A 22,218-nucleotide genomic window follows, 5' to 3' on the forward strand; every position below is an offset into this window, starting at 1 on the left:
TGCCGTACACTTCACGTGATGGGGACATGAGCTTGGTGCAGACTTTATGCCCAGCACATGTATATCCGGTAAGGAAGGCGAAAATGCCGTCTCCTCTTGAAGATTTTGCGTGTGCAGTTCGGCAGAGAGATATTTCAATAATCACAGAACTAATGTTTGAGGGCAATCCTCCAATGGTGCGGCCCGGTTTTGCATCGGAGACCGAGTTGTGGGATTACAAAGGGAGCTGTCCCTCAGTAGGCAAAGATCACTCTGCGGAATGGGCGCAAATTGCGGTTGACGTCCTTGCATTTCACAACAACCGCGGCGGAGTGATCGTATTCGGAATCCGTGATCGTGACTACTCCTTTTGCGGTGCCATTAATCGCCCAGATAGCAAACTATTCAACGATCAAATCAGGCGCTTTCTTCCTGATCGTATTTGGGTGGAATTCTATCGGCCTCATATTGAAGCCGATCAACGATATCTCGGTATTGCGCTGGTTCCGCCACGAGGGCCAGTTCTTGAACGTTTTCGAGGCGATGCCCCAACCGTCAAAGGAAAGAGAATCTTTCTTGCGGGAGAATCCGCAATTAGGGAAAACGATTCATCTCGTTTACTGAAGAGGACGGAGGCAGATGAATTCTCACGAAAGCTCGGTATCATCACCTTGGGAAAGCCGTACGCGGTGGATGAACCATTCTTTCGAATTCTTAGCCCTGACTATCATCACTTTGTTTTGCGGCAAAAACCTTGCGAGGAAGTTCAGAAGGCCCTGAGTGATCCACGATCAGCAATTGCATCACTGGTAGGGGTCGGCGGAACCGGCAAAACAGCTCTTGCTACGTGGGCGGCCCTTCAGGCCTACGATGCGCGACAGTTTGGCTTTATTGTGTCAATTACAGCAAAGGACCGAGAACTCACAACAACAGGGATTCGAGGTCTAGAACCTGCACTGACAAGTTTTGAGGCACTCTTGGATGGCATCTTGGATGTCTTAAGTTTTCCAGACATCAAGGCGGAGAGCCTTAACAAAAAAGAGTCCGCAGTTCGTGGCCTGATTGAAGGCAGTAATGGTTTGTTATTTGTGGATAATCTTGAGACAGTTGACGATGCGCGGATCATTCAATTCTTGGATTCGCTTCCGGTGGGAGTTCGCGCGCTTACAACGTCTAGACGGACCTCAGTTCGTGTATCGGTGCATCCTGTAACAGTCGGCGCACTTACTTCCGCGGAAATTATCGATTTCATTGGCGCAATCGCAACACTGCCTGGGTTCGCGTACGCTGGAGAGCTCACCTCTGCGGAGCGACAGAAGGTAGGCGAAGTCTGCGATGGATTGCCTTTAGCGATAAGGTGGACGCTTTCAAGGTGCAGCTCCGCTAGCGAAGCGATATCCCTTGCCGAAAGAATCAAAGTATCGGATAAACATGGAGAGGAATTACTAGAGTTCTGCTTTAGACGCGTGTTCGATGCAATGACAGGCACAGAACGGAGTGTTCTCCAAGTCCTCGCACTATTTCAGCGTCCCATCCCTGCCGAGGTAATACTAGTGGGAACGGGGATTGCGCAGTTTAAACTTACGGATGCTATTGAAGACTTGCTCACCGATTCTGTCTTGCATCGGCTCTTCGACCCCGATAGAAATGATTATTCGTACACGCTACTCCCCATCACGCGCGCATTTGTTAGAAGTGATATAGCGCGTGAGCAAGGACTGGAAGATCGTATCCGTGGGCGGCTGTCTGAGTACTTTGAGGCACGTGATATACAAGATGCTCGCGAACGAGTCGTTATTCGTGAGGTACGTCAGGGGAAAGCAGGATCAGAAACTGCGTTGCTTGATTTAGCGCAAGGCGCGGAGCGGCGAGGTGATTTCGAGAGCGCCAAATCTCTTTACGAACAAGCGTTAGCTCGCAACCCCACTAGTTGGAAAGCCGCACGGCAGTATGCGGAGTTCAACAGGCATAAGCTGTTAAAACTTACGGAAGCGCTTAGACTCTACGAAATTGCCGCGGGGAATGCCCCAGCGCATGGTCAAGAACGAGCATTGATCTTTCGTGAATGGGGAATGTTGCTTCGTGATTCAGGAGATCCTGAGGGCGCGGATCAAGCAATACAAAATTTTCGAATTGCGCTTGTCGAATCACCTAATGATGCACTAACGCTTCATGCACTTGGTGTGATGTTGGCAAAGAAAGGACAATTCGAGCTTGTGATTGAGGAATTGGAGCCGCTCAAGAATCATTCGAGCCAGAAAACTCGGGAGTTTGCTCGCTCACTCCTATTGTTGGCTTATTTGCGAACAAACCGGATATTGGAAGCAGCTGAACTACGAAGTCAGGGAGTGAAGCCATGGGAACTTTGATAAAGCCCAGCGCCTTACCTCACTCAAGAAGAGCAGTTCACGCGGTTTCGATGGGGAGCCTTGACGCGCAATGGAGTAAGTAGTGAATCCCTTTTGCATGAAAACAGGGATTCAGAAATTGGGTCTAAGTTGGGTCCATTCGTCGAATTTGGGGCCAAATATGGGCGAACAAGAGGTAAAACCGCGCAGAGCCGTCCTAAGCGAATCAACTAGATAGAAAATCGTTGATTGTTTCGGGACTAGGGGGCGGAGGTTCAAATCCTCTCTCCCCGACCAATCCTTCCTCTGATGTTCTCTGGGTTCCACATTCCACCAACAATTCATTCATGTTGAGCGGTCCGGCGGTTGTCTGTTGCGTGAGGGACACAGGGGGTCCTCACTTGCGAGGACCGCCAACGCAGGTCACCCGCGTGGTGCCAACGTGCAAGCTCAAACGCAGAGGGGAGTCGCATAGGCGGCTCCCCTCTTGGCATTTCTGTGTGCCAGTCGCAGGACGAATCCTGCGTGCACCTAGCTCTGTGTGACGGTCAGGACCTTTGAGTCAGTGTTCGTGCCGTCGGTGGCCGTCACTGTGAAGTGCACGGTCCGGGAAGCTGGCGTTGTGCTGCCGCCTCCGCCGGTACCACCGGAGGTGCTGCTGCCGCTTCCTCCACAGGCGAGTGCGCCCATTGCCAGCAGCATGGCAAGTATCAGGAGCGCGATCTTGCGGCGTCTACGCGTGAACAGTACGGTGCAGGCGAGCAGCGTTCCAAGGCCCAAGGCGCCCTTGTGACGCCACGGCAGCAGCGGTGTGGTGGACGCCGAACTCAGCGCAGGGATGTTGTATGTGAGCTGGTACGACATCTGTCCGGGGGCCATGGTGAGCGTGGTCGGGCTGACACTGCAACTGGCCGTCGAAAGGTCGGAAGTACAGCCCAGCGTGACGGTTGTGGCCGCGCTGTTGTTGTTGGCAACGTAGTTGGTCAGCGTTGCGGTGCCACCAGAGGAGCCAATCGTTTCTGCATTGAAGCTCTGCAGGGAAATCAATCCGACCACAGTTACGTTAACGTCACTGGATTGGGAAGCGGCAAAAGTGGAGTCACCGCTGTACTTGGCGACGATGGTGTGCGTTCCGACGGAGGTGAAGGAATAGGGCATGGTCGCAATGAGCAAAGAGTTATAGAACTGATAGCTTACCGTGCCGGGCAAAGCTGTTGTTCCTTCATAGAAGGTAACCGCGCCCGTCATAGCCGGTGCGCCAGAGGCCTGATTGGTCACCATGGCCACAAGGTTGTCCTGTGTGTTGATTGTCGGAGAAGGCGGCGTCGTGTGCATGCTCACGGCCGTGGGGATTGCGGTGACCACGCTCAGGCGCATCGTTCCCTCAGGGGTGAGCGGCTCATAGATAGAGTCCCCCGCATAGTTGACATTAATGGTATGCGTGCCTGTGGTGGTGAATGTGTGTGTGATTGTTGCCAGCACGCACTGGGAACTGCTGGCGCTATAGGAGATCGTCTCAGTCAGGAGGGTGGAGCCGTCAGAGAATGTAACGCCGCCTGTTGGCAGCGGGGCCACGGGATTTCCACAGATCCCCGCATTGATCGTAACCGGCTGGTTCACGAGTGCAGGAGAGGTTGAGGTGTACATGACCCCAATATTGGGTGTGAGTTTGCTCTGAACCGTCAACTGCGAGGGAAAAGCCGAATTATCGGATGCGGAATAGTAACTGTCGCCCGAGTAAGACGCCGTGATGGTGTGAATGCCCAGCGTCGCGAACGTGTACTGCGCGGTTGCTGTTGATCCGCCTCCACTTGTATTGATGGCCACCGGGGATCCCAGCGCGACACCATTGTCAGAGAAAGTCACCGTTCCTGTTGGCACCTGCGTCGCATAGTTGTTAAGTCGCGTGATGGTAGCGGTGAGAGCCACGGGTATGGTTGGGATCGTCGGTGAAGGAGAAACGGAGAGGTAGGTATAGGACGAGCTTGGCCCCACTGCTACCTTCAGTACCGGGCTCGTGCTTGGCAGGTAATTGCTGTCGCCCGCAAACTGCGCGGCCACGGTATGCGTGCCAAGAGTGGAGAACCAGGTGCTTGCGTTGAAGCGTATCGCTCCCGAGCCATAGCTGCCACTGCCTCCAAGGTTGACCGTGACGCCGTCGACAAGCAGCGTGGGGTACGCGGTGGGAACGGCGCCCTTGTCCCAGTATGTGGTAACGGCCGTCATGTTGTAAGAGTCGCCATAACCGACGGTGTCCGGGGCATTTACGGCGGAGCTGGTGTAGCCCTTGCCGACTGTCAGATTCAGCGTGCCAGTGCTGGCCGCGTAGCTGGCGTCACCCGGATAGCTTGCCGTCAAAGTGTAGCTGCCTGGGGTGAGCGACAGTGCGGAGTCTTCGACGTAACCTTCGTGATTCAGAGGAAAGCTTCCGCCATCCAGGGCCGTGCCGTTGGCCAGCAGCGTGACCGTGCCGGTGGGGCAATTGGACTGGCCTTGCGTGCAGTGGCTGACCACGCCCGTGGAGTTCGAGTCGGTGGCGTTGGTATCGGCCACAGCCATGCGCAGCACGGAATACCCGTACGGCACGGTTGTCGAATTCCAGCCGACAAAGTTGCCGCTCTGGTCCCAGCTCATGGCGTCAAGGAACAGCTTGCTGCTTTCCGGGGAAACGGTGACGGAAACGGTGTTGGAGTCGCTGGCGCCACGCGTGCCGTCACCGGCATAGTGCGCCTTGGCCGTGTAGGTGCCGCCGGGGAACATCGTGGAACTCCAGGAAGAAGAGCCGCCGGTCAGCGTTCCCGTGTCAATCTGCTGGCCGTTGGCGCCCTCAATCACAACCTTACCGCTGGCTGCAGTGGGCGAAACGTTTACCGCCACGTTCACCGCATCCCCATGCCTGGCGCTGACCTGCGTGGTGCCACCGTTGAGTGTCAGCGAAGTGGAAGTCGGCGTGAACGCCGCCGTGCCGGTGGCAATGGCGTTGGCGAGCTTGGTGATGTTCACCGAGCCGAGTCCGGTGGCGAGGTCGTAGCCCGCGCCGCTGGTGTAGGCAGGCTTGTTGCTCGCATCCACCAGCACTCCATAGGCCGAGCCGCTGGTGGCGCTGCAGTTGGGCGATGCCGCCGCGCAGGGCACGCTGATGTTGCCCTTTACCACGTCGTGGAAGATGCAGCTCGAAGCCTGTGTGCCGCTCGAGGTGCAGGATGCTCCCGATCCGGCGGCAAGGCTGTACAGCAGGTAGTTGAGGTTTCCAAGCCGCTTGCCGGTCTTCTGCGCCGCCAGAGCCACGGCTCCGGCAAAGCTGGGCGCAGAGGCGGAGGTTCCGCCAACGGCCAGGAAATAGGTCCCGCCGGATCGCTGGCAGGAGGGATAGCCGCTGGGCAGCGCGTCAGATTCGCACATGATGTAGAAGCTGCGCGAGCTGCTGCCGCCACCCTCGGCAAACAGGGAGATATCCGGCAGGTCACGTACGCCATCCGTGGGGACGCCCGTTCCGGTCTGCCACGCAGGTTTTGCCGTGCCGGAGTTGCAGACCACGGAACCGTTGACGTCGCTCGAGCTGGAACAGTTGCTGGCACCGCCGGAACCTGCGATGACGTTCAGGTCGCCGCTGGGGGCGGCCGTGGCGCACACCGTCAGGTTGCCCACCGCGGCTGAGGCCGCGCAGGAATCGTTCCAGGTGCTTTCCGGAATGTAGGAGAGTGCGGAAGAGAAGTCCGTGGAGTTGTTGGTGGAACTCCAATACGTGGTGAACGAGTTTGCGTCGTCAAAGTCCGTGCCGCCAACAGCCACGTTATAGGGCGTCGCGGCCAATCCGTTCACCGCCAGCCCGTGCGACGCGTAATCGGAGGTGGCGTGATAATCGCAGCCCGCCGAGCCTTCGTCTCCGGTGGAAACGGTGACCGTGATGCCCTGCGCCGCAGCTTGCTGCCAGAGCTGGCTTATGTAGAGGTTGCCAGCCGTGCCCAGGTTCGCCTCGCATCCGCCGTAGCTGAGACTGAGGACGCTGGCCTTGTTCTGTTCGATCGCGTACCCGGCGGCGAGAAAGATGCCTGCCGTGGTGGTGGTTGAAGATGCGGAGACCAGTTGGATGTTTGCGCCGGGTGCCACAGCGCCAGCCCACTGCAGGTCGAGCAGTGATTCGGTCTCAGCGCCGCTGACAATGCCCGGATCCGCACCGTCGATCACAACCGAGGTGGTGCCGCCAGTCAGCCCGAACAACGTGCGGAAGTCGGTGACGTCCTGCAGGTTGACATTGGTTTCGCCAATGACGGCGATGGTCTGGCCCGAGCCGTTGATGCCGGAGCTCAGCAGGGACTTGGAGCCATAGATGGTGGCGAAGTCGCCGGGGCCGACGCCGTAGTAGTGCACCGAACCGTTGCTGAGTGTGACCAGCGGCGACATTGTGCCTTCCGCCGTGCGGGTGAAGCTGCCGAGAAGGCGGTGCTGCGGCCGGTGCGGAAAATTGTTCAATGAGGCGAAGCCTGCGATCACGGGCGCCAGTGCGGCGGGGACCTTGGGTTCAGTAGCATTTGCCCAGTAGTTGTGTCCGTTCACGCGGTACTTGTGAATCTCTGTGCGGAACGCCGTTCGCAGCTGGCCCGCTGTTCCGCTGAACTCAATCAGGTTCTTCGCCGCCGAGACGCGTGTCACGCGGAAGCCCTGTGACTCCAGCCACGAGCGCACGGCTGCCACGTCACTGTCGGCCGCGCCGTAGGCAGCACCAAACTCGGCGGGCGTCAGCCATTGGTGATAGTTCGGCGAACTGGCGGTCTGCTGCTCCTCCAGAAGCTTTGCCAGTGCCGCCTCCTGTTCCGGCGCGCGGGAGAGCAGCAGCAACATCCGGTCAGTGGCCATTGAGTCGGGTGCAACGCCGCGGTCCAGCTCCGCACGGGCCATCGGGTGGCGGCTCCCGGCGAGCGTTGTCATCTTCGTGTCGCTGACCGGCTCCACCACGCGTGCACGCGGCGAACTGACCTGCGCGTGAGACAAGCTGGCAAATAGAAATAACAAAGAAGAGAGCACTGCCCAGGTGCGAATGTTGGAACGCATGGATCCTCCCAGTGGCAAAACAGCCCTGCCCGGCCAAAACCGAGAACAACAACATGAATTGAACGGCACTTGCGACGGCCCGGTCCGGGGGGGGGAGACAGCGGAGGGCGAGAATCGTCAATCTTGAGTGTAGCCCGAGTTTGAAAGTCAGAGGAAGAAATATTGCCGGGGAGCCCAGCCTTGGATGGCGAGTCGGTCAAGCCTCACTATCTCGCGAGGGGTAAGACAATGACACCGAGTGATTGACTCAGGCGGGAGCAGAATCGCAGCATTCGACGCAAGACTTGATCCTCGTGAACGGTGTGTCTTCCCACTGAGACTCCCTTCGATTTCTCCGATCAGAGACTGCGTAAAGGGAGCGGAGGCTTTCCCCTCGGTCCTCACTTGCGCAGCGGGGTGAGGCCTCTGCATGGTCCTGGGCCAACGTGCGGAAGCCTCCACTCGCAGAACGTAAAGCACTGCCACAGCCCGCGCGTTAATCCACCCAATCGAGCGGCAACACCTTTACTCGATCGCCGACCTTGATGTCGGCACCACGCTCCAGAATGGTGAGTGCGTTGGCGTGCGAGAGAGACGGCAGGTAGCCGCGTCCGCCCGTTGCCCCAAACCACGCGGAGTAGCCGTGATCCGTGCGCTCCAGTCGTGTCCAGCGGGCAAAGTTGAAGGGCGCACGGTTGGCGACTGCTTCCGCAGCCTCGGCTTCCACCGTGCGATGCCGCAGTTCGGTGTGTCCCTGCATCTTGCGCAGGGCAGGGCGGATCAGTGTCTCGAAATTGATGAGGCATCCCGCGGGCGGGCCGGAAGTGGCAAAGTACGGCACCGTGCGCTTGCCGTCCTGCAGCATGCCGAAGCTGAAGGCCGCGCCGGGGCCCATGGCGATGCGGTTGAAAACAAGCCGGCCCATGCGGTTCATCATGATGCGAACCAGGTCGAAGTCTCCGCGGGAGACGCCGCCACTGCTGAGGATGACGTCTGCGGAAAGCGCGCGTTTGAGCTTCACGGTCAGTGACGGCTCGTTGTCTCGCGCAATGCCAAGGATACGGGGCACTCCGCCGTGATGACGCACCAGCGCGGCCAGCGCCGGCGTGTTTGCGTTGTAGGACTTGCTGCGCTGCAACTTTGCCGTGCTGCTCATGAGTTCGTCGCCGGTGGCGAGAATGGCAACCGCCGGACGCCGGTAGACGCGGATGCGCCGGCACCCAATGGAGGTGAGTGCCGAAATCTGCGTTGGGCCGATCACTGCACCGGCCGGAACCACCTCGTCCCCTTTGTGCACGGTGGCACCCGCAGGCTGCATGTTCTCCCCCGGCCGAGCGGAGACAAAGACGCGCACCTGCGCCGGTTGGTTCACGTTGGGGCCGTTCTTCTCAGGAGGCTCATCGGTGTCTTCAAAACGCACCACGCAGTCGGCGCCATCGGGAACCACGGAGCCGGTCATGACCCGCGCGGCGGTGCAGGGTTCAACCATGGCCCGTGGAAGCCAGCCGGCTCCCACCGTCTCGCCGATCCTGAGCGTGACTGGGTGCTCGCGCGAGGCCTCGGCGAGATCGGCTGAACGGAGCGCGTAGCCATCCGGGCCCGCAGTGGCTTGTTGCGGCAGGTCGAGGCCGCTGTGGACCGCTTCGGCAGCGACGCGGCCAAGTACGGAAAGGGTGGAGCAACTCTCTGTTCCCAAGGGTTGTACATGATTGAGGATGATGGCTACGGCTTCTTCGTATGGGGTCATCAGACGCGGTTCTCCAACCGAAAATGGCGTTTCAAGGTTCCTTGTGAATGTCTACTATACAAAACTAGTACATGTTTTACGGTACACGAACTAACAAAGTTCGGTGCCGGCTTGCGCTCCGACCGGCACCTCCGGCAGGGGCGGCACGACGGTAAAACTTGTGTTTACCAAAAGAGACAGTGTCGTGTACACTGGCGTCGTTATCCTCGCGAACGGGTGTTTGTCGTGTACACGAGACGTCTGGCGCGAGGCATCCACGGCCGGGAGGAGCGATGGAGCAGAGAGCTGCACGATTCATGGACGCCGAGAGCTACCACGCCATTGCCACCGGGCCATTCGCACCGCTCTATCCCTACTACGCGGGGGAAATCCTGACGCGCACCGGCATCAATCGGGGTTGCTGCCTTGATGTGGGCTGCGGTGGCGGGCATCTTGGACTGGCCTTGGCCGAGCGCAGCGGCATGGCGCTGGTGCTGGTCGATCAATCGCCGCAGATGGTGGAGCGTGCGCGCAGCAACGCCCTGGAACGCCATCTGCCAACACCGGTCTGGGTGATGCAGGGCGAAGTACAGGCACTACCGCTGCCTGGCGATTCCATCGACCTGGTGGTCAGCCGCGGCTCCATTCCGTTCTGGGAGGAATTGCCGCAGGCCTTCCGCGAAATCCAACGTGTTATGAAGCCCGGCGGGCATGCCTACGTGGGCGGTGGGCTGGGAACGCCCGAGATGCGCCAGCAGATCATGCGCCAGATGCGCGAGCGCGACCCGAACTGGGTGAACGGTGAGCGCAGCAATATTCCCCGTCATCCGGATGGCTATTACGAAGATGCGCTGCGCGAGGCCGGTATTGCCGGCGAAGTTCTGCGCGGTGAAAACGGCACCTGGGTTTGGTTCAGAAAAACGAAGTCTGGGCAGCATTCATATGCGGCGAATTGCCGCGAGAGTTTTAGGGAGATGCGATGAGAGTGAGAGCAAGGCTGTGTGGAGTTCTTCTGCTGCTGGCCACGATGGCGCCGATGATGCATGCGCGCCAGGTGGTCGACATGACCGGGCGCAAGGTGAATGTGCCGGACAAGATCGAGCGTGTCTTCGCGCCCTCGCCCTATGGCGCCTTCATGATGTACGCCCTGGCACCCGACCTGATGACCGGCGTGGTCTTTGAGGTCAAGGACAGCGACAAGAAGTACATGGATAAGCATCTGTGGTCACTGCCGGTGCTGGGTGGCGGACCGCGTCCGGGCAATCCGGAATCGCTGGCCAAGACCAACCCGCAGTTGCTGATTCTGTGGAAGAACGACACCAATCCGGTCGACGACCGCGCGGCGGCGCAGTATGACAAGATGGGCATCCCCTATGTCTACGTGGTGGCCGACGGCATGAAGGGCTACCCGGCGGCGATCCGCTACATGGGCAAGCTGCTGGGCCGCGAAAAGCGCGCCGAACTCATGGCAAAAAAGGCCGAGAAGATTCTTGCCGACGTTGACTCCACGGTGGCGAAGATCCCGGCGAACAAGCGGCCCAAGGTTTACTACGCCGAAGGCCCCGACGGTCTTTCGACCGAGTGCAATGACTCCATCCACGTTCAGATTCTTCAGTTGGCGGGCGACATCAACTTGCAGCGCTGCCACACTTCAAGCCACATGGGGTATGAAAAGGTTTCACTCGAGCAGTTGCTGGTGGCTGCGCCGGACGTGATTCTGGTGCAGGACAAGCTGTTCTTCGACAAGGTGTATCACGAGTCGGCGTGGCAGCAGGTGAAGGCAGTGCGCGAGCACAAGGTCTACCTGATTCCGCGCGTGCCGCTCAACTGGTTTGACCGCCCGCCGTCCTTCATGCGCTTGCTGGGGCTGGAGTGGGTGATGTCCAACGTCTATCCAGCTTCTTCCTATAAAGCGAACATCGTGAAGGAGACGCAGTCGTTCTATGACGTCTTCCTGAACGTGAAGCTGACGGAGAAGGAAGCGCGGGAGTTGCTGGCGCAATGAGTGCCGTGCAGCCTATGAACGCAACCTTCGCGGAGAGCGATGCGGCGCCGGACAGCAACACACGTTCCGGCGCCGGGTTCTTCCGGAGGCATTTGCCACTGGCGGGCAGCATTGTCGCCCTGGTGGCGGTCATGCTGGTATCGCTCGGACTGGGCAAGTATCCGGTTTCAATCTCCGAGCTGTTGCGTTTTGTGGCGCAGAAGTGGCTGGGCGTGCAGAGCATCCCCGCCGACCGCATGCAGTTGCTGAACGGCATTCTGGTGGAGATTCGTCTGCCGCGCATTCTGGCCGCCGGGCTGATCGGGGCGGCGCTCTCGGCCTCGGGCACCGCCTTCCAGGCCATGTTCGTGAACCCGCTGGTTTCTCCGAGCCTGCTGGGTGTACTGGCCGGAGCCTCGTTCGGCGCGGCGCTCGGCATCGTGTATTTGAAGACGTGGTTCGGCGTGCAGCTTGCCACCTTCCTCGGTGGCGTGCTGGCGGTGCTTATTGCCGTGGCCATCGCACATGCCTACCCGGTGAACAGCACTATCATGCTGGTGCTGGGTGGCATCATCAGCGGCGCGCTGTTCAGCTCGCTGCTCTCGCTCGTCAAGTACCTCGCCGATCCTTACAACCAGTTGCCGACCATCGTGAACTGGCTGATGGGCAGCCTGACGCTCTCTGACCGTGGAGAAGTGATCCGTATCGCCATCCCCATCGTCATCGGGCTGGTGGTGCTCGTGCTGTGCTCGCGCCACTTGAACGTGATGAGCATGGGCGACGAGGAAGCGCGCGCGCTGGGCGTGAACGTGAAGCGCATGCGGCTGGTGGTGATTTTTGCCGCCACCGTCGTAAGCGCGCTGACCGTGGTGATTGCCGGCACCATCGGCTGGGTTGGACTCATCATTCCGCACTTCACGCGCATGATCACCGGCCCGGACAACCGTCGCCTGGTGCCTGCGGCCATCTTCATCGGCGCGGCCTATCTCATTGTGGCCGACGACATTTCGCGCCTCGCCTTTGCCTTTGAAATCCCCATTGGTATCATCACCGCGCTGGTTGGCATTCCGTGTTTTGCCTTCGTGCTGCGCAATGCGCGCAAGGGGTGGAGTTGATGCCGCTGTTTGAAGTGGACTCCCTCGGTTTCTCCTATGGACGCCATCGCGTGCTCGACGGCCTTTCATTGCGCGTGGATGAAGGCGGCGTGGTGGCTCTGCTCGGCGCCAACGGCAGCGGTAAGACGACACTGCTCAAGCTGTTGCTTGGTCTGCTGAAGCCCGCCAGTGGCACGGTGAACCTGCTCGGACGCAACCTGCAGAGCTACACGCGGCGCGAACTGGCCTGCGAGCTGGCCTACGTGCCGCAGTCGCACCGCGAGGCATTTGGTTACACGGTCTTTGACGTGGTGCTGATGGGCCGCACGCCGCACCGTGGCTTCCTCTCGCAGTTCAGCCAGCGTGACACACAGATTGCCTGGCAGGCGCTGGAGCGCATGGGGATTGAACACCTGGGAGAGCGTCCGTACACGGAGGTCAGTGGCGGCGAGCGCCAGTTGACGCTTGTGGCGCGTGCACTGGCGCAACAGGCGCGCGTGTTCATCATGGACGAGCCGACCAACGGTCTCGACTTTGGCAACCAGGTGCGTCTGCTGGAGCGTGTAGGTTTGCTGGCCGATGAAGGTTTTACCTTCCTGCTGACCACGCATCATCCGGAGCATGCGCTTTCCATTGCCGACCGCGTGGTGACGATTCAAAATGGACGCATCCTGCAGGACGGCACGCCCGCGCAGACGGTGACGCCCGCGCAGATGGCCGAGCTTTACGCTCTGCCGCCCGCGCTGTTTGAGCGCGCGCAGGCCACGCATTGCGGGATGCCCGTGCTGCGCACGCGCGGTGCCTAAAGCAGTTTTATTGTCTGGAAGAGATCATCAGGAGTAGCGAATTCATGGAAAAACCCAAGCGCACCACGCCGAAGCTGTTCGGCCCGGAATTTGTAACCCATTCGCTGACCGTCGGCGGGGAAGTGCTGCATCCGCTTGAGCTGAGCCTTGAAGAGTTGAAGGCGATGCCGCTGACCGATGTGCGCGATCTCGCCCGCGTGCGCGGCAATGACGGCTCCATCACAAGCTGCCGCGGCGTGCTGCTCACGGATGTGCTGAAGCGCGCCGATGTCGTGATGAGCGAGCACGAGTCTCCCAGCCATCTTTACGTCACGCTCACCTCCAGCGACGGCCACTGGGCGCTGCTCTCCTACCGCGAACTGTTTTACACCGCGATTGGCGATCAGGCGCTGGTGGTGCTCGAAAAGAACGGCCAGCCGCTCGATGACAAGGAAGGACGCCTGCTGTTCCTCTCCGCCGGAGACGACCGCGCGCCTCGGCTGCTGCGCTATCTGCGCCGCGTCGAAGTGCTGCAGCATCATCCGGCGCAAGAGGCTCAACAGTGAGTTCCGATCAGGCGGTGGGCAGCACGCCCATTCTCGACGAGGCGGCGGCGCTGCTCACCGAGCTTTACGGCGAGCGGTTCGCAACGCTGAGGATCGAGCAGCTCATCGTCGGCGTGTTCTTCACCGGCGTGCGCCTCTCCAACGGCGCAACTGGCGTGGCCTACACACCGCCGGAAATGGTGCAGCGCGCAAGCACGCGCATCCTCAAGGGCAAGCTGCCGCGTTACCGCGGCATGCCCGTGGCCGAAGTTCTGCAGGGCGGCCACCTGGGGCCGTTTGCCGAACTGGTGCGGCTCGCCACGCTCAACGCTCTCTCCGCCGAATGGCTGACCGGCGCGCGTTACACACACACGGATGGCGACGACCTCAGCGCTTTTGCCGAACTGTTCACCAGCCGGCGCGTGGCAATGGTCGGAGCGATTGTGCCGCTGCTGCGCAAGCTGGCAACGCTTGCTCCCGCCGACGTGGCCATTATCGACAAGAAGGAAGAGACGAAGGCCGAGTTCGCCGGCGGCCACTTTGTTCCGCTGGAGCAGACCATGGAAGCCCTGGGCCGTTGCGAGACTGGGGTTTTTACGGGCGCCTCGGTTGCCAACGGCAGCGTGTTGACCCTGCTGGCGGCGCTGCCGGAAAATGCAGCTGCGGCCATCGTAGGACCGACCGCAAGTTTTGTGCCCGAACCGCTGTTCGCGCGCGGCGTGGCCGTGGTGGCAACCTCGGTGGTCACCGACGGCGACGAGGCAATGGAGATCATTGCCGAGGGCGGCGGTGCCTATCAGTTCTTTGGCACCTGCGTGCGCAAAATCAACCTTATCAATCCTGCGTGGACGCGCAGGCTGCAGGCCCCGCACTCATAACATGGAAGAAGGTAGCGATATGGAAAAGCTGAATTACAACAATGTGGACGAACTGGTGGCGGTGGCCGAGAAGTTTCACGGGCATCTCTGCGCGGGCATCACGATTGGCGTGCGCATGGCCATGGCCGGACTGCGCGAAATCGGCATCAGCGACCCGATGGGCGAGGACCGCAAGAAGCTCATCATCTTCACCGAGATCGACCGCTGCGCCTCCGACGCCATCATGTGCCTGACCGGATGCCGTCCGGGCAAGCGCTCCATGAAGGTGCTCGACTACGGCAAAATGGCCGCGACATTCATCAACCTTGAAACCGGCAAGGCCGTGCGCCTGGTGGCCGCGCCACCCAAGCCGGAAGGCGAGAAGGTGGAGTGCGACTTCAAGACCGTGCCGGAACCCGAGATGTTCAACATTCAGCAGGTGAAGGTGCAGCTTGATCCCTGTGACCTGCCGGGCAAGCCGCTGCGCCGCGCCACCTGCGCCAAGTGCGGGGAATCCGTGATGGACGGCCGGGAAGTTGTGGTGGATGGCAAGACGCTTTGCAAGCCCTGCGCGGCCCAGAAGAGTTACTATACGGTCGTCTCCTAAGCGCCGCCGGGAAACAGTTTCCACGTTGCGCAACTGTGGGTGATGGATGCGGTACCATAGGAGGAGAACCGACCTCGAGGCGAGCCGACCATGAGTTACCTGCTGCAATTCATGCGGAAGTTCTTTGTCTACTACCTGGGCGTTACTCCTCCTTCCGCCGATCAGGAAAAGCGGTATTTGTGGTTCCTGCTGGTTGGGATGGTGGTGTTCCTGCTGGTGCTGGGCGTCTTTGCCCGCATCCTGATGCACATGATGTTCGGTGTTTAGGCGGGTAGAACCGCGATTCCATCAACAAGATTCAGATGTGCAGGCCAGCCTTGTCAGGCTGGCTTTTGTTTTGCGGAAAGTTGAACCTTGAGATTGCTGCTTTCTCCGTGTTACCGTCAGCCCATGGACGCTGCTCCCGCGGAAATCCGTGCGGTCGAGGTCGCCACTGCCTCCAGCGCCGAGAGGCTCGAGAGGCTTCTTGTCGCCTCCAAGGCGATTGCGTCTTTTCAGGACGCCGCTTTTCTGGCCGCATCGCTGCCGGAAGTTCTGGCGGGCGTTCTTCATGCTCATTCCATCAGCATCCATCTTCTGAATCCGGTCACGCGGCAGATCACCATCCTGCCCAAACCTCCCGAGCCGGTGCCCGACGCGAGCCAGCCCCAGCCCAACTACCGTCTTGAGGATTGGCCGCTCTCCTGGGTGTGGACACACCAGAAGGCGCTGACCGGCATGCTGGCCGAGTGCCGCTCGCACTACGCCGCTGTGGCGCACCTGCCCGTCTATCAGCAGGACGGCGTTTACTGCATGGTGCCGCTTACCAGCCGCCAGCGCTGCCTCGGAGGCCTGGAGGTCATCAGCCTGCAATCAGTGCCGCTGACCTCGGAAGACCTCTATGTCATCCAGACCATCGCATTCGCCGTGGCGGAGACCTTGGAGCGCATCAGCTCCATGTCTCAGGCGCGGCTGGAGCAGCAGCGGCTCCAGCGCGAGCGCGAAAACGACCACATCCTGGTCGAGGTGACCAACGAGGTCATCACCTATCTGGACCTGCAGAAACTGGTGGCGGAGGTCTCACGCTCGCTCAGCAGCTACTTCGGTGTCGAATTTGTCTGCATGGAGTTGAAGGTGCCGGAGGCGGAGCCGGAGTATCCGGGCGCAGCAGCGGAACCCGCAGGCATGCTGCGCTACGTCAACGCCGAGGCCAGCCAGGGGATGCACAACATCAAGGCCATGGAGGAGCCGCCGCTGTCGGTGGTCTTCGAGCGCAAGACGGTCTTTCTGGCCGATGCCGAAGCGCTGCAGCGCATGGCCGCGACCTCGCCGTTTGCCGCCTTCCTGGTCACGCACGGGACGCAGGCACTCTGTGCGCTGCCGCTTATCTCCGGTTCCAGCGTCTTCGGCGTGCTCACCCTGGCGCGTACCCAGCGCGCGGCCTTCACCAACGACGAGGTGACGCTGCTGCAGGCTGTGGCCGACCGTATTGCCATGGGCGTGAACAACGCGCTGGCCTATCACCAGATTTCGCGGCTCAAAGACAAGCTGACGCGCGAGAAGCTCTACCTGCAGGAGGAGATTGGCGAGGCCGGAAACTTCGGCGCCATCATTGGCCAGAGCACCGGGCTCAAGCGCGTGCTGGAGCAGGTGAGCATGGTTGCCGACAGCGACTGCACCGTGCTCATCATGGGCGAGACCGGCACGGGCAAGGAACTGGTGGCCCGCGCCATCCACAACATGAGCCGGCGCAAGGCGCACACCATGGTCAAGGTCAACTGCGCCGCCATCCCCACCGGCGTCTTCGAGAGCGACCTGTTCGGACACGAGAAGGGAGCCTTTACAGGTGCGGATTCCTCCAAACCCGGACGCTTTGAACTGGCCAACCACAGCACGCTGCTGCTGGATGAAATCGGCGAAATCCCTTCGGACATTCAGCCTAAGTTGCTGCGTGCGTTGCAGGAGCGCGAAGTGGACCGAGTCGGCGGGCGCTCCGGCATCCCGGTTGACGTGCGGGTGCTGGCCGCCACCAACTGCGATCTGCCGCAGATGGTGCGCGAACATCGCTACCGCAGCGACCTGTACTACCGCCTCAGCGTCTTTCCCATCGTGATTCCGCCGCTGCGCGACCGCCAGGACGACATTCCGGCGCTGGTCCGCTACTTCACCCAGAAGTACGCCGGGCGCATGAACAAGACGATCGAGTCCATCTCCTCGGAAACCATGAAAGGGCTGAGCCGCCTGCCGTGGCCGGGCAACGTGCGTGAACTGGAGAATGCCATCGAACGTGCCGTCATCCTTTGCAAAGGGCCGGTGCTGCACGTCCCCATCAGCGAGATTCTCTACACCGACGCTGGCAGCACAACCGAAACGCGGCCCAACATCCCATTGCGGCCATCCTTGCCCCTGGGTAGCCCAGCCAGACCTTCGGCCCCCTCATTTACCTCTCCGGAGGGCGTTTCCGATTCCCGAATGCGGGAGCGGATTCTGCAGGCGCTGTTTGAAGCCAACGGGGTAGTTGGAGGCAGCAACGGTGCCGCTGCCCGTCTGGGCCTGAAGCGCACAACCCTGATCTCGCGCATGAAGAAGCTCGGGCTGGACGCCAAGGCGATTGGCAGTACCGGCCTGCGCGCCTGACCGTTCTTCCGGTTCCTTCCTTTTCGGCTAGATCTTCTCCGAAATATCCCGTCCGCTGTCCTCGTTTGCCTCAAAACTCGATGCTCCACTCGCTTTTCAGGATCACTGTCGATGTCGAACTGTCGAGAGTGTCGATGATCTCCTCTCTCTTCGACATGGTGTCGGAAGGACGAACAACTCCTGTGAAATCAATCATGCGTCACAAAACAGGGCGGGCACTATTTGAATACCGCCGCTCTGTTCGTTTCTGTCGATCCCGATGCCGCTTGCAGGTGTCGAAGGCTAAGTGTCGAAGTGTCATCGACCCGATTTACATCGACAATCGCTGTTGAAAACTATCCCGCCCCTTGAATTCGCTCCTAAATTACTGAAATGATGGGTGTGGAATTCGGCAACCTCTAAGTACCTTATGGCATTTGGGTTGCAAAAGGACAAGCATCCCGCACTCCGGTTGTCGGAGGTCTCCATCCGATGGGTCTGTGAGGCGGGAGCTGCGATTGGCCGTCCGCCGGAGTCTCCGACACCAGATTGCCGGGCGTGGCGGGCAGGCTTGCGGCAGGTCCGGGAGTTTGCAGAAGGAGTGTAGTCATGTTGGATGATTTCGGAACCTTTCGGGCCTTGCAGCCGGTCATTCCGGCGCGGGAGCCTGAAGCGTCCGTGGCAGGGGGCTTTGACCACAACATCGTCCTTGGGCAGAAGAACCGCCCGGAGACGATGAAGTATTTTGACTTTGTGATGGACGATCTCCATGCCATGCGCTTCCGCGAGCTGCTGGAAGCCAAGCAGCAGGGACGCAAGGTGGTCGGTTCCTACTGCACGTTCGTTCCGGAAGAACTCATCCTTGCTCTCGATGCCATCTCCGTGGGCCTGTGCTCGGACGGCAACGTGGCCTCCGGGCTGGTCGATCAGTATCTGCCACGCAACACCTGCGCACTCATCCGCTCGGCCTTCGGCGTCAAGCTCGGCAAACAGTCTCCTTATTTACAGGCTTGCGACCTGGTGGCGGGTGAAAACACCTGCTCCGGCAAGCGCAAGGCCTATGAAATTCTTCGCCCATTCCTGCCCCGGCTCCACGTCATCGACCTGCCCAAGCAGAAAACGGAGGAGGCGAAGCAGGCGCTTCGCGACGAGTTCTACAAGCTGGTGGAGACCCTGGAAGAGGTAACGGGGCAGAAGCTGGAAGCTGCCAAATTGCAGGCGGCAATTGCGACAGTGAATGAAAAGCGCAAGGCCATGATGCGGCTGGCCTCGCTGCGCAGCGCCGTGCCGTCACCCATCTCCGGGCTGGACGCGCTGCTGATCTCAAAGGTCTCCTTCTACGACGATCCGGTGCGCTTCACCGGTGCCGTCCACCAGGTGTGCGACGAGCTGGAGATGCGCATTCGCCACTGTGAGGGCGTGGTGCCGCCTGCGTGCCCGCGTATTGTGCTTTCGGGCTGCCCCATGGCAGTGCCGGGCTGGACGATCCCGGCGATCGTCGAAAACTGCGGCGCTGTGATCGTGGCGGCAGAAGGTTGCGTGGGCGAACGCAGCCGCCGGTGGTTGATGTCTGAGACCGGTGACACCGTAGAAGCCATGTTGAGCCTGCTTGTGGAGCGGTATTTGAACATCGATTGCACGGTGTTTACACCGAGCCCGACACAGCAGGAATGCCTGACCAAGTTGCGCGGCGAGCGCAAGGCCGATGGCGTCATTCATTACTCCATACAGGCCTGCGGCGCCTGCCAGGTGGAGACTTCTCCACTGATGACGGTCCTGGATGACAAGGCGATTCCGACCTTGCGTATTGTCACCACCGGCAGCCCGGACGATGCGGTAGAGATTCATGCCGAGGTCGAGCAGTTTATCGAGCGGCTGAGAGCTTGAGGGCCGAGCCGGCATCGCTCCGGCCCTCCCACCGTGGAGCCGGCTGTCGTGGAGGGCGGCCGGCTCGCGGTGTATCACCCGAGGCTTCAGGCGGCAGCTGGCGCATCCGCACTGTGCTGCAACAGCAGCGGCGCGGCGCCCAGCAATAATGCGAGTGCTGGAGCCACGTTGAAGCTGAGGAAATATCCGGCGAACGTCATCCATAGTGCAGAGGCTGGAATCACACTCTCCGGCCGACCAATCAGATACAGCACAAGGTGGACAAAGTAGCTGAAGAAGACGACCAGAAGCGGTGCCACGGCTGGAACCAGTGCGGCCCAGAATTGCTGGCGGCGCCGGCCACCGAGACGCAGGCAGAGATACGCCGCCAACGCTCCAGCTGCCGCATAGAACAAGAGCAGAAATATCTCCAGATAAAAATAGCCTGCCCGCCCACCGATCGGCAGTTCCGGTCCGAAGTGCCAAACATACCGATGCAGCAGCCCCCGCGGCTGGTGGAATAAGGAGTTTATCCGCACCAGGTCCAGAAGATTCTCTCCAAGCGTGGACAGCGCGGTGGCGAACAAACCGGGAACAAGAATGTGTCGCATGAAGTTGCGCATGGTTCCTTTTCCTTTATAGAGGCGTACCGCCCGCAGCAGTTTGCCGCGGTCTCCAAGGCTGGCGTGCACGGCAGCCAATGCGGTGGAATCGTCATCCCCATCTGCGCGGCGCGCGCTGTACAACTCTTCCAGATGCACCGTCAGTTCTTCCTCCACGTCCGGAGGCAGGGAAGCGCCGCCAAGGTGTTCGCGAAGCAGGGCGCGGAAATCAGGCATTGGGCGCCTCCGCGAGCTTCTGCATGGCAGCGAACAGCGCCTGCCACTGCGATTGCAGCGGCTTGATCTGTTTGCGTCCCAGCGCGGTCAGCCGGTAGCAGCGGCGACGCCGCTGGTTGGGCCCCTCCTCCCATGCGGCCTCCAGCCACTTGTCGGCTTCCATGCGGTAGAGCAGCGGGTAAAGCGAGGCCAGATCGAAGGTGAGCGTGCCGCCGGTGGTCTCGGCGATGCGCCGGGCAATTTCATAGCCGTGGAGCGGGCCGGAGCGAAGGACGCTGAGGATGGCCAGCTCGGCACTACCGCGTTTCAGGTTGGCATCGATACTCATGAAGCCTCCATATATATAGGAACGCAATATATGATGAACACTGGCCCCGGTCAAGCAGAAAAGACGAGCGGTGCCGGGGTGGTTTACAATGCCCGGTCGCGGTGAATCCGCGCAAGGAGCCTCATCATGCAGAGAAGCGCTTCCGCCCACTGGCAGGGCGGCCTGAAAGACGGCAAGGGATCCATCTCCTCCGACAGCGGAGTTCTTTCCAGCACGCAGTACTCGTTCAGCACGCGTTTTGAGAATGGCATTGGCACCAACCCAGAGGAACTGATCGCGGCGGCGCATGCCGGCTGCTTCAGCATGGCGCTCTCTGGCCAGCTCGGAGCCATGGGCATGACGGCCGAAGTCATCGACACCAAGGCCACGGTCACACTTGAGAAGGTGGAAGGCGGATTCGGCATCACCATCGTGCACCTGGTGCTGACGGCGAAGATTCCCGGCGCCGACGAAGCCAAGTTCCTGGAAGCCGCCAACGCCGCCAAGGCCGGCTGCCCGGTCAGCAAGGTGCTGAACGCGAAGATCACTTTGGATGCGAAGCTGTTGAAGTAGGCTGCGCCTTCGAGCGTCTAGCATGGGCCGCCTGAAGAAGGCGGCCTTTCCATTTGGGCGGAGGGGGAGTGCCGAGCGATGGTCTACTGCGAGTCTGTGTTGCTGCGCAGGAGCTCGCGAATCTGGCGGTTGATGCGCGCGGCGTCCTGCGAGGCCTTGTCGATCATCTCCACCCAGCGCCGGTTGCCCGCGTCGAGGTTTCCCTGTGCCAGCAGATAGTTGGCTTGCAGGATCGTCTCCAGCGAATTGGACAGGTCATGCGCGAGGGTGCGGAGCTGTGTGCAGAGTTGCAGCGGAATCTTGCGGCCGGAATCGACGTCGTCTGTCATGGTGCAGGCTCCTCTCGTGTGCCGCGTAGCGCCGGTGGTGGAGCGGGGAAGCGGAACGCTGTCGCCGACCGCGCACCTTCTTCGCGACCAACCCCGTCACCGTGGCAAGGATGATAGAGGACGGGCGGTGATTGCGCCAAGCCCCTCGTCCGGGCGGAACCTCTGCGCGCAACTGAGCCAAGCCCGCGCGCCAAAGCTCCCGGCGTCACGCCTGTGGCCGCAACAGCCGCGCAGGAAGTTACCCGCCGGCCCTGTGCAACACCTGTGCAAAACGCAGCGGTGCGCGATAGGCCAGTAAATATGCGGTTGTGGGAAGGTTTGACGACCGTTTCCGGTATGTTACAATCATCTACGATCTGATGGAACGGCAGCCCTTCTGGGCGCGCGAGACCCGCGCAAGCCGAACTCCAGTGCCGAAGTGGCGGAATTGGCAGACGCGCATGGTTCAGGTCCATGTACCGGCAACGGTGTGGGGGTTCGAGTCCCTTCTTCGGCACCAATTTTTTCTCGAGTAATCTGCAGACGTTTGAATGTTGTCTGACCTGGAACGGCATATCAATGGATATGTCGTCGGGAACCACCAGAACAACCCATTAGGCCCGCACCCCTAGAGCACAAAGAACTGCACCGGTCATACTTGCTGCGCTTACATGCTGGTAGTAGGCACATTTCTGTTTCGATGCGACCTCCATCGTGCAAAGAGCTTGTTGAAGGAAAGGTGTTTCCTTTGAACCCAAGGTTTCCGTGGCTAAT

General features: G+C 60.3%; 17 protein-coding genes and 1 tRNA gene. 13 read left to right on the forward strand and 5 right to left on the reverse strand.

Annotated features, from left to right (window positions below; translation table 11 throughout):
• Positions 1-26 precede the first annotated feature (26 nt).
• A complete protein-coding gene (locus AC6IZO_RS00080) occupies positions 27-2,348 on the forward strand; it encodes an RNA-binding domain-containing protein (protein WP_497806733.1) in 2,322 nt (773 codons plus the stop codon).
• 510 nt (positions 2,349-2,858) lie between these two features.
• Here the strand turns inward: AC6IZO_RS00080 and AC6IZO_RS00085 are convergent.
• Together AC6IZO_RS00085 and AC6IZO_RS00090 are read right to left on the reverse strand one after the other, a co-directional pair.
• Positions 2,859-7,379, reverse strand: a complete 4,521-nt coding sequence (locus tag AC6IZO_RS00085) for an Ig-like domain repeat protein (RefSeq protein WP_497806735.1) — start codon at positions 7,377-7,379, stop codon at positions 2,859-2,861.
• A 475-nt stretch (positions 7,380-7,854) separates the two neighbouring features.
• Positions 7,855-9,105 carry a molybdopterin molybdotransferase MoeA gene (locus AC6IZO_RS00090; RefSeq protein ID WP_497806737.1) on the reverse strand — a complete coding sequence of 417 codons (1,251 nt, stop codon included), beginning with the start codon at positions 9,103-9,105 and terminating at the stop codon, positions 7,855-7,857.
• A 272-nt stretch (positions 9,106-9,377) separates the two neighbouring features.
• Between AC6IZO_RS00090 and AC6IZO_RS00095 the strand changes: the two genes are divergently transcribed.
• The 10 genes from AC6IZO_RS00095 (at position 9,378) to AC6IZO_RS00140 (ending at position 19,438) form a co-directional block, all read left to right on the forward strand.
• On the forward strand, positions 9,378-10,067 hold the full coding sequence (locus AC6IZO_RS00095; protein WP_497806739.1) for a class I SAM-dependent methyltransferase: 690 nt from the start codon (positions 9,378-9,380) through the stop codon (positions 10,065-10,067).
• A gap of 2 nt (positions 10,068-10,069) precedes the next feature.
• On the forward strand, positions 10,070-11,089 hold the full coding sequence (locus tag AC6IZO_RS00100; protein ID WP_497806741.1) for an ABC transporter substrate-binding protein: 1,020 nt from the start codon (positions 10,070-10,072) through the stop codon (positions 11,087-11,089).
• A 14-nt stretch (positions 11,090-11,103) separates the two neighbouring features.
• Complete coding sequence (locus AC6IZO_RS00105) at positions 11,104-12,183, forward strand: FecCD family ABC transporter permease (protein WP_497806743.1); 1,080 nt, start codon at positions 11,104-11,106, stop codon at positions 12,181-12,183.
• A complete protein-coding gene (locus AC6IZO_RS00110) occupies positions 12,183-12,968 on the forward strand; it encodes an ABC transporter ATP-binding protein (RefSeq protein ID WP_497806745.1) in 786 nt (261 codons plus the stop codon). The genes AC6IZO_RS00105 and AC6IZO_RS00110 overlap by 1 nt, the downstream gene beginning before the upstream one ends.
• 44 nt (positions 12,969-13,012) lie before the next feature.
• Positions 13,013-13,513, forward strand: a complete 501-nt coding sequence (locus AC6IZO_RS00115; protein ID WP_497806747.1) for a molybdopterin-dependent oxidoreductase — start codon at positions 13,013-13,015, stop codon at positions 13,511-13,513.
• A complete protein-coding gene (locus AC6IZO_RS00120; RefSeq protein ID WP_497806748.1) occupies positions 13,510-14,370 on the forward strand; it encodes a Rossmann-like domain-containing protein in 861 nt (286 codons plus the stop codon). The genes AC6IZO_RS00115 and AC6IZO_RS00120 overlap by 4 nt, the downstream gene beginning before the upstream one ends.
• A gap of 19 nt (positions 14,371-14,389) precedes the next feature.
• Positions 14,390-14,956, forward strand: a complete 567-nt coding sequence (locus tag AC6IZO_RS00125; protein ID WP_497806750.1) for an FmdE family protein — start codon at positions 14,390-14,392, stop codon at positions 14,954-14,956.
• Positions 14,957-15,046: 90 nt separating this feature from the next.
• Positions 15,047-15,223, forward strand: a complete 177-nt coding sequence (locus AC6IZO_RS00130) for a hypothetical protein (RefSeq protein ID WP_497806752.1) — start codon at positions 15,047-15,049, stop codon at positions 15,221-15,223.
• A gap of 87 nt (positions 15,224-15,310) precedes the next feature.
• Positions 15,311-17,572: a sigma 54-interacting transcriptional regulator gene (locus AC6IZO_RS00135; protein WP_497806754.1), complete on the forward strand. Its 2,262-nt coding sequence runs from the start codon at positions 15,311-15,313 to the stop codon at positions 17,570-17,572.
• Between the two features lie 588 nt (positions 17,573-18,160).
• Positions 18,161-19,438: a double-cubane-cluster-containing anaerobic reductase gene (locus AC6IZO_RS00140; protein ID WP_497806756.1), complete on the forward strand. Its 1,278-nt coding sequence runs from the start codon at positions 18,161-18,163 to the stop codon at positions 19,436-19,438.
• 86 nt (positions 19,439-19,524) lie between these two features.
• Here AC6IZO_RS00140 and AC6IZO_RS00145 read toward each other — a convergent pair whose 3' ends face one another.
• Together AC6IZO_RS00145 and AC6IZO_RS00150 are read right to left on the reverse strand one after the other, a co-directional pair.
• Entirely contained in the window at positions 19,525-20,256 is a 732-nt protein-coding gene (locus AC6IZO_RS00145; RefSeq protein WP_497806758.1) for a hypothetical protein, read from the reverse strand.
• The gene (locus tag AC6IZO_RS00150; protein ID WP_497806760.1) at positions 20,249-20,584 is read right to left on the reverse strand and encodes a PadR family transcriptional regulator; all 336 of its coding nucleotides are present in this window, start codon (positions 20,582-20,584) and stop codon (positions 20,249-20,251) included. Before AC6IZO_RS00150 ends, AC6IZO_RS00145 begins: the two co-directional genes overlap by 8 nt.
• Before the next feature lie 126 nt (positions 20,585-20,710).
• On the opposite strand from AC6IZO_RS00150, the gene AC6IZO_RS00155 reads away from it, so the two are divergent.
• Positions 20,711-21,136: an OsmC family protein gene (locus tag AC6IZO_RS00155; protein WP_497806762.1), complete on the forward strand. Its 426-nt coding sequence runs from the start codon at positions 20,711-20,713 to the stop codon at positions 21,134-21,136.
• Between the two features lie 83 nt (positions 21,137-21,219).
• On the opposite strand, the gene AC6IZO_RS00160 is transcribed toward AC6IZO_RS00155, so the two are convergent.
• The gene (locus AC6IZO_RS00160; protein WP_497806764.1) at positions 21,220-21,465 is read right to left on the reverse strand and encodes a hypothetical protein; all 246 of its coding nucleotides are present in this window, start codon (positions 21,463-21,465) and stop codon (positions 21,220-21,222) included.
• Between the two features lie 412 nt (positions 21,466-21,877).
• On the opposite strand from AC6IZO_RS00160, the gene AC6IZO_RS00165 reads away from it, so the two are divergent.
• Positions 21,878-21,964, forward strand: a tRNA-Leu gene (locus AC6IZO_RS00165).
• Positions 21,965-22,218: the final 254 nt, after the last annotated feature.

The organism is Oryzophilus luti, assembly GCF_059726245.1.

Coding starts and splice junctions, on each gene's coding strand:
- AC6IZO_RS00085 (WP_497806735.1), bottom strand. CDS start 7,379: ATGCGTTCCAACATTCGCACCTGGGCAGTGCTCTCTTCTTTGTTATTT.
- AC6IZO_RS00150 (WP_497806760.1), bottom strand. CDS start 20,584: ATGAGTATCGATGCCAACCTGAAACGCGGTAGTGCCGAGCTGGCCATC.
- AC6IZO_RS00080 (WP_497806733.1), top strand. CDS start 27: ATGAGCTTGGTGCAGACTTTATGCCCAGCACATGTATATCCGGTAAGG.
- AC6IZO_RS00155 (WP_497806762.1), top strand. CDS start 20,711: ATGCAGAGAAGCGCTTCCGCCCACTGGCAGGGCGGCCTGAAAGACGGC.
- AC6IZO_RS00110 (WP_497806745.1), top strand. CDS start 12,183: ATGCCGCTGTTTGAAGTGGACTCCCTCGGTTTCTCCTATGGACGCCAT.
- AC6IZO_RS00095 (WP_497806739.1), top strand. CDS start 9,378: ATGGAGCAGAGAGCTGCACGATTCATGGACGCCGAGAGCTACCACGCC.
- AC6IZO_RS00140 (WP_497806756.1), top strand. CDS start 18,161: ATGTTGGATGATTTCGGAACCTTTCGGGCCTTGCAGCCGGTCATTCCG.
- AC6IZO_RS00090 (WP_497806737.1), bottom strand. CDS start 9,105: ATGACCCCATACGAAGAAGCCGTAGCCATCATCCTCAATCATGTACAA.
- AC6IZO_RS00160 (WP_497806764.1), bottom strand. CDS start 21,465: ATGACAGACGACGTCGATTCCGGCCGCAAGATTCCGCTGCAACTCTGC.
- AC6IZO_RS00145 (WP_497806758.1), bottom strand. CDS start 20,256: ATGCCTGATTTCCGCGCCCTGCTTCGCGAACACCTTGGCGGCGCTTCC.
- AC6IZO_RS00115 (WP_497806747.1), top strand. CDS start 13,013: ATGGAAAAACCCAAGCGCACCACGCCGAAGCTGTTCGGCCCGGAATTT.
- AC6IZO_RS00105 (WP_497806743.1), top strand. CDS start 11,104: ATGAACGCAACCTTCGCGGAGAGCGATGCGGCGCCGGACAGCAACACA.
- AC6IZO_RS00130 (WP_497806752.1), top strand. CDS start 15,047: ATGAGTTACCTGCTGCAATTCATGCGGAAGTTCTTTGTCTACTACCTG.
- AC6IZO_RS00125 (WP_497806750.1), top strand. CDS start 14,390: ATGGAAAAGCTGAATTACAACAATGTGGACGAACTGGTGGCGGTGGCC.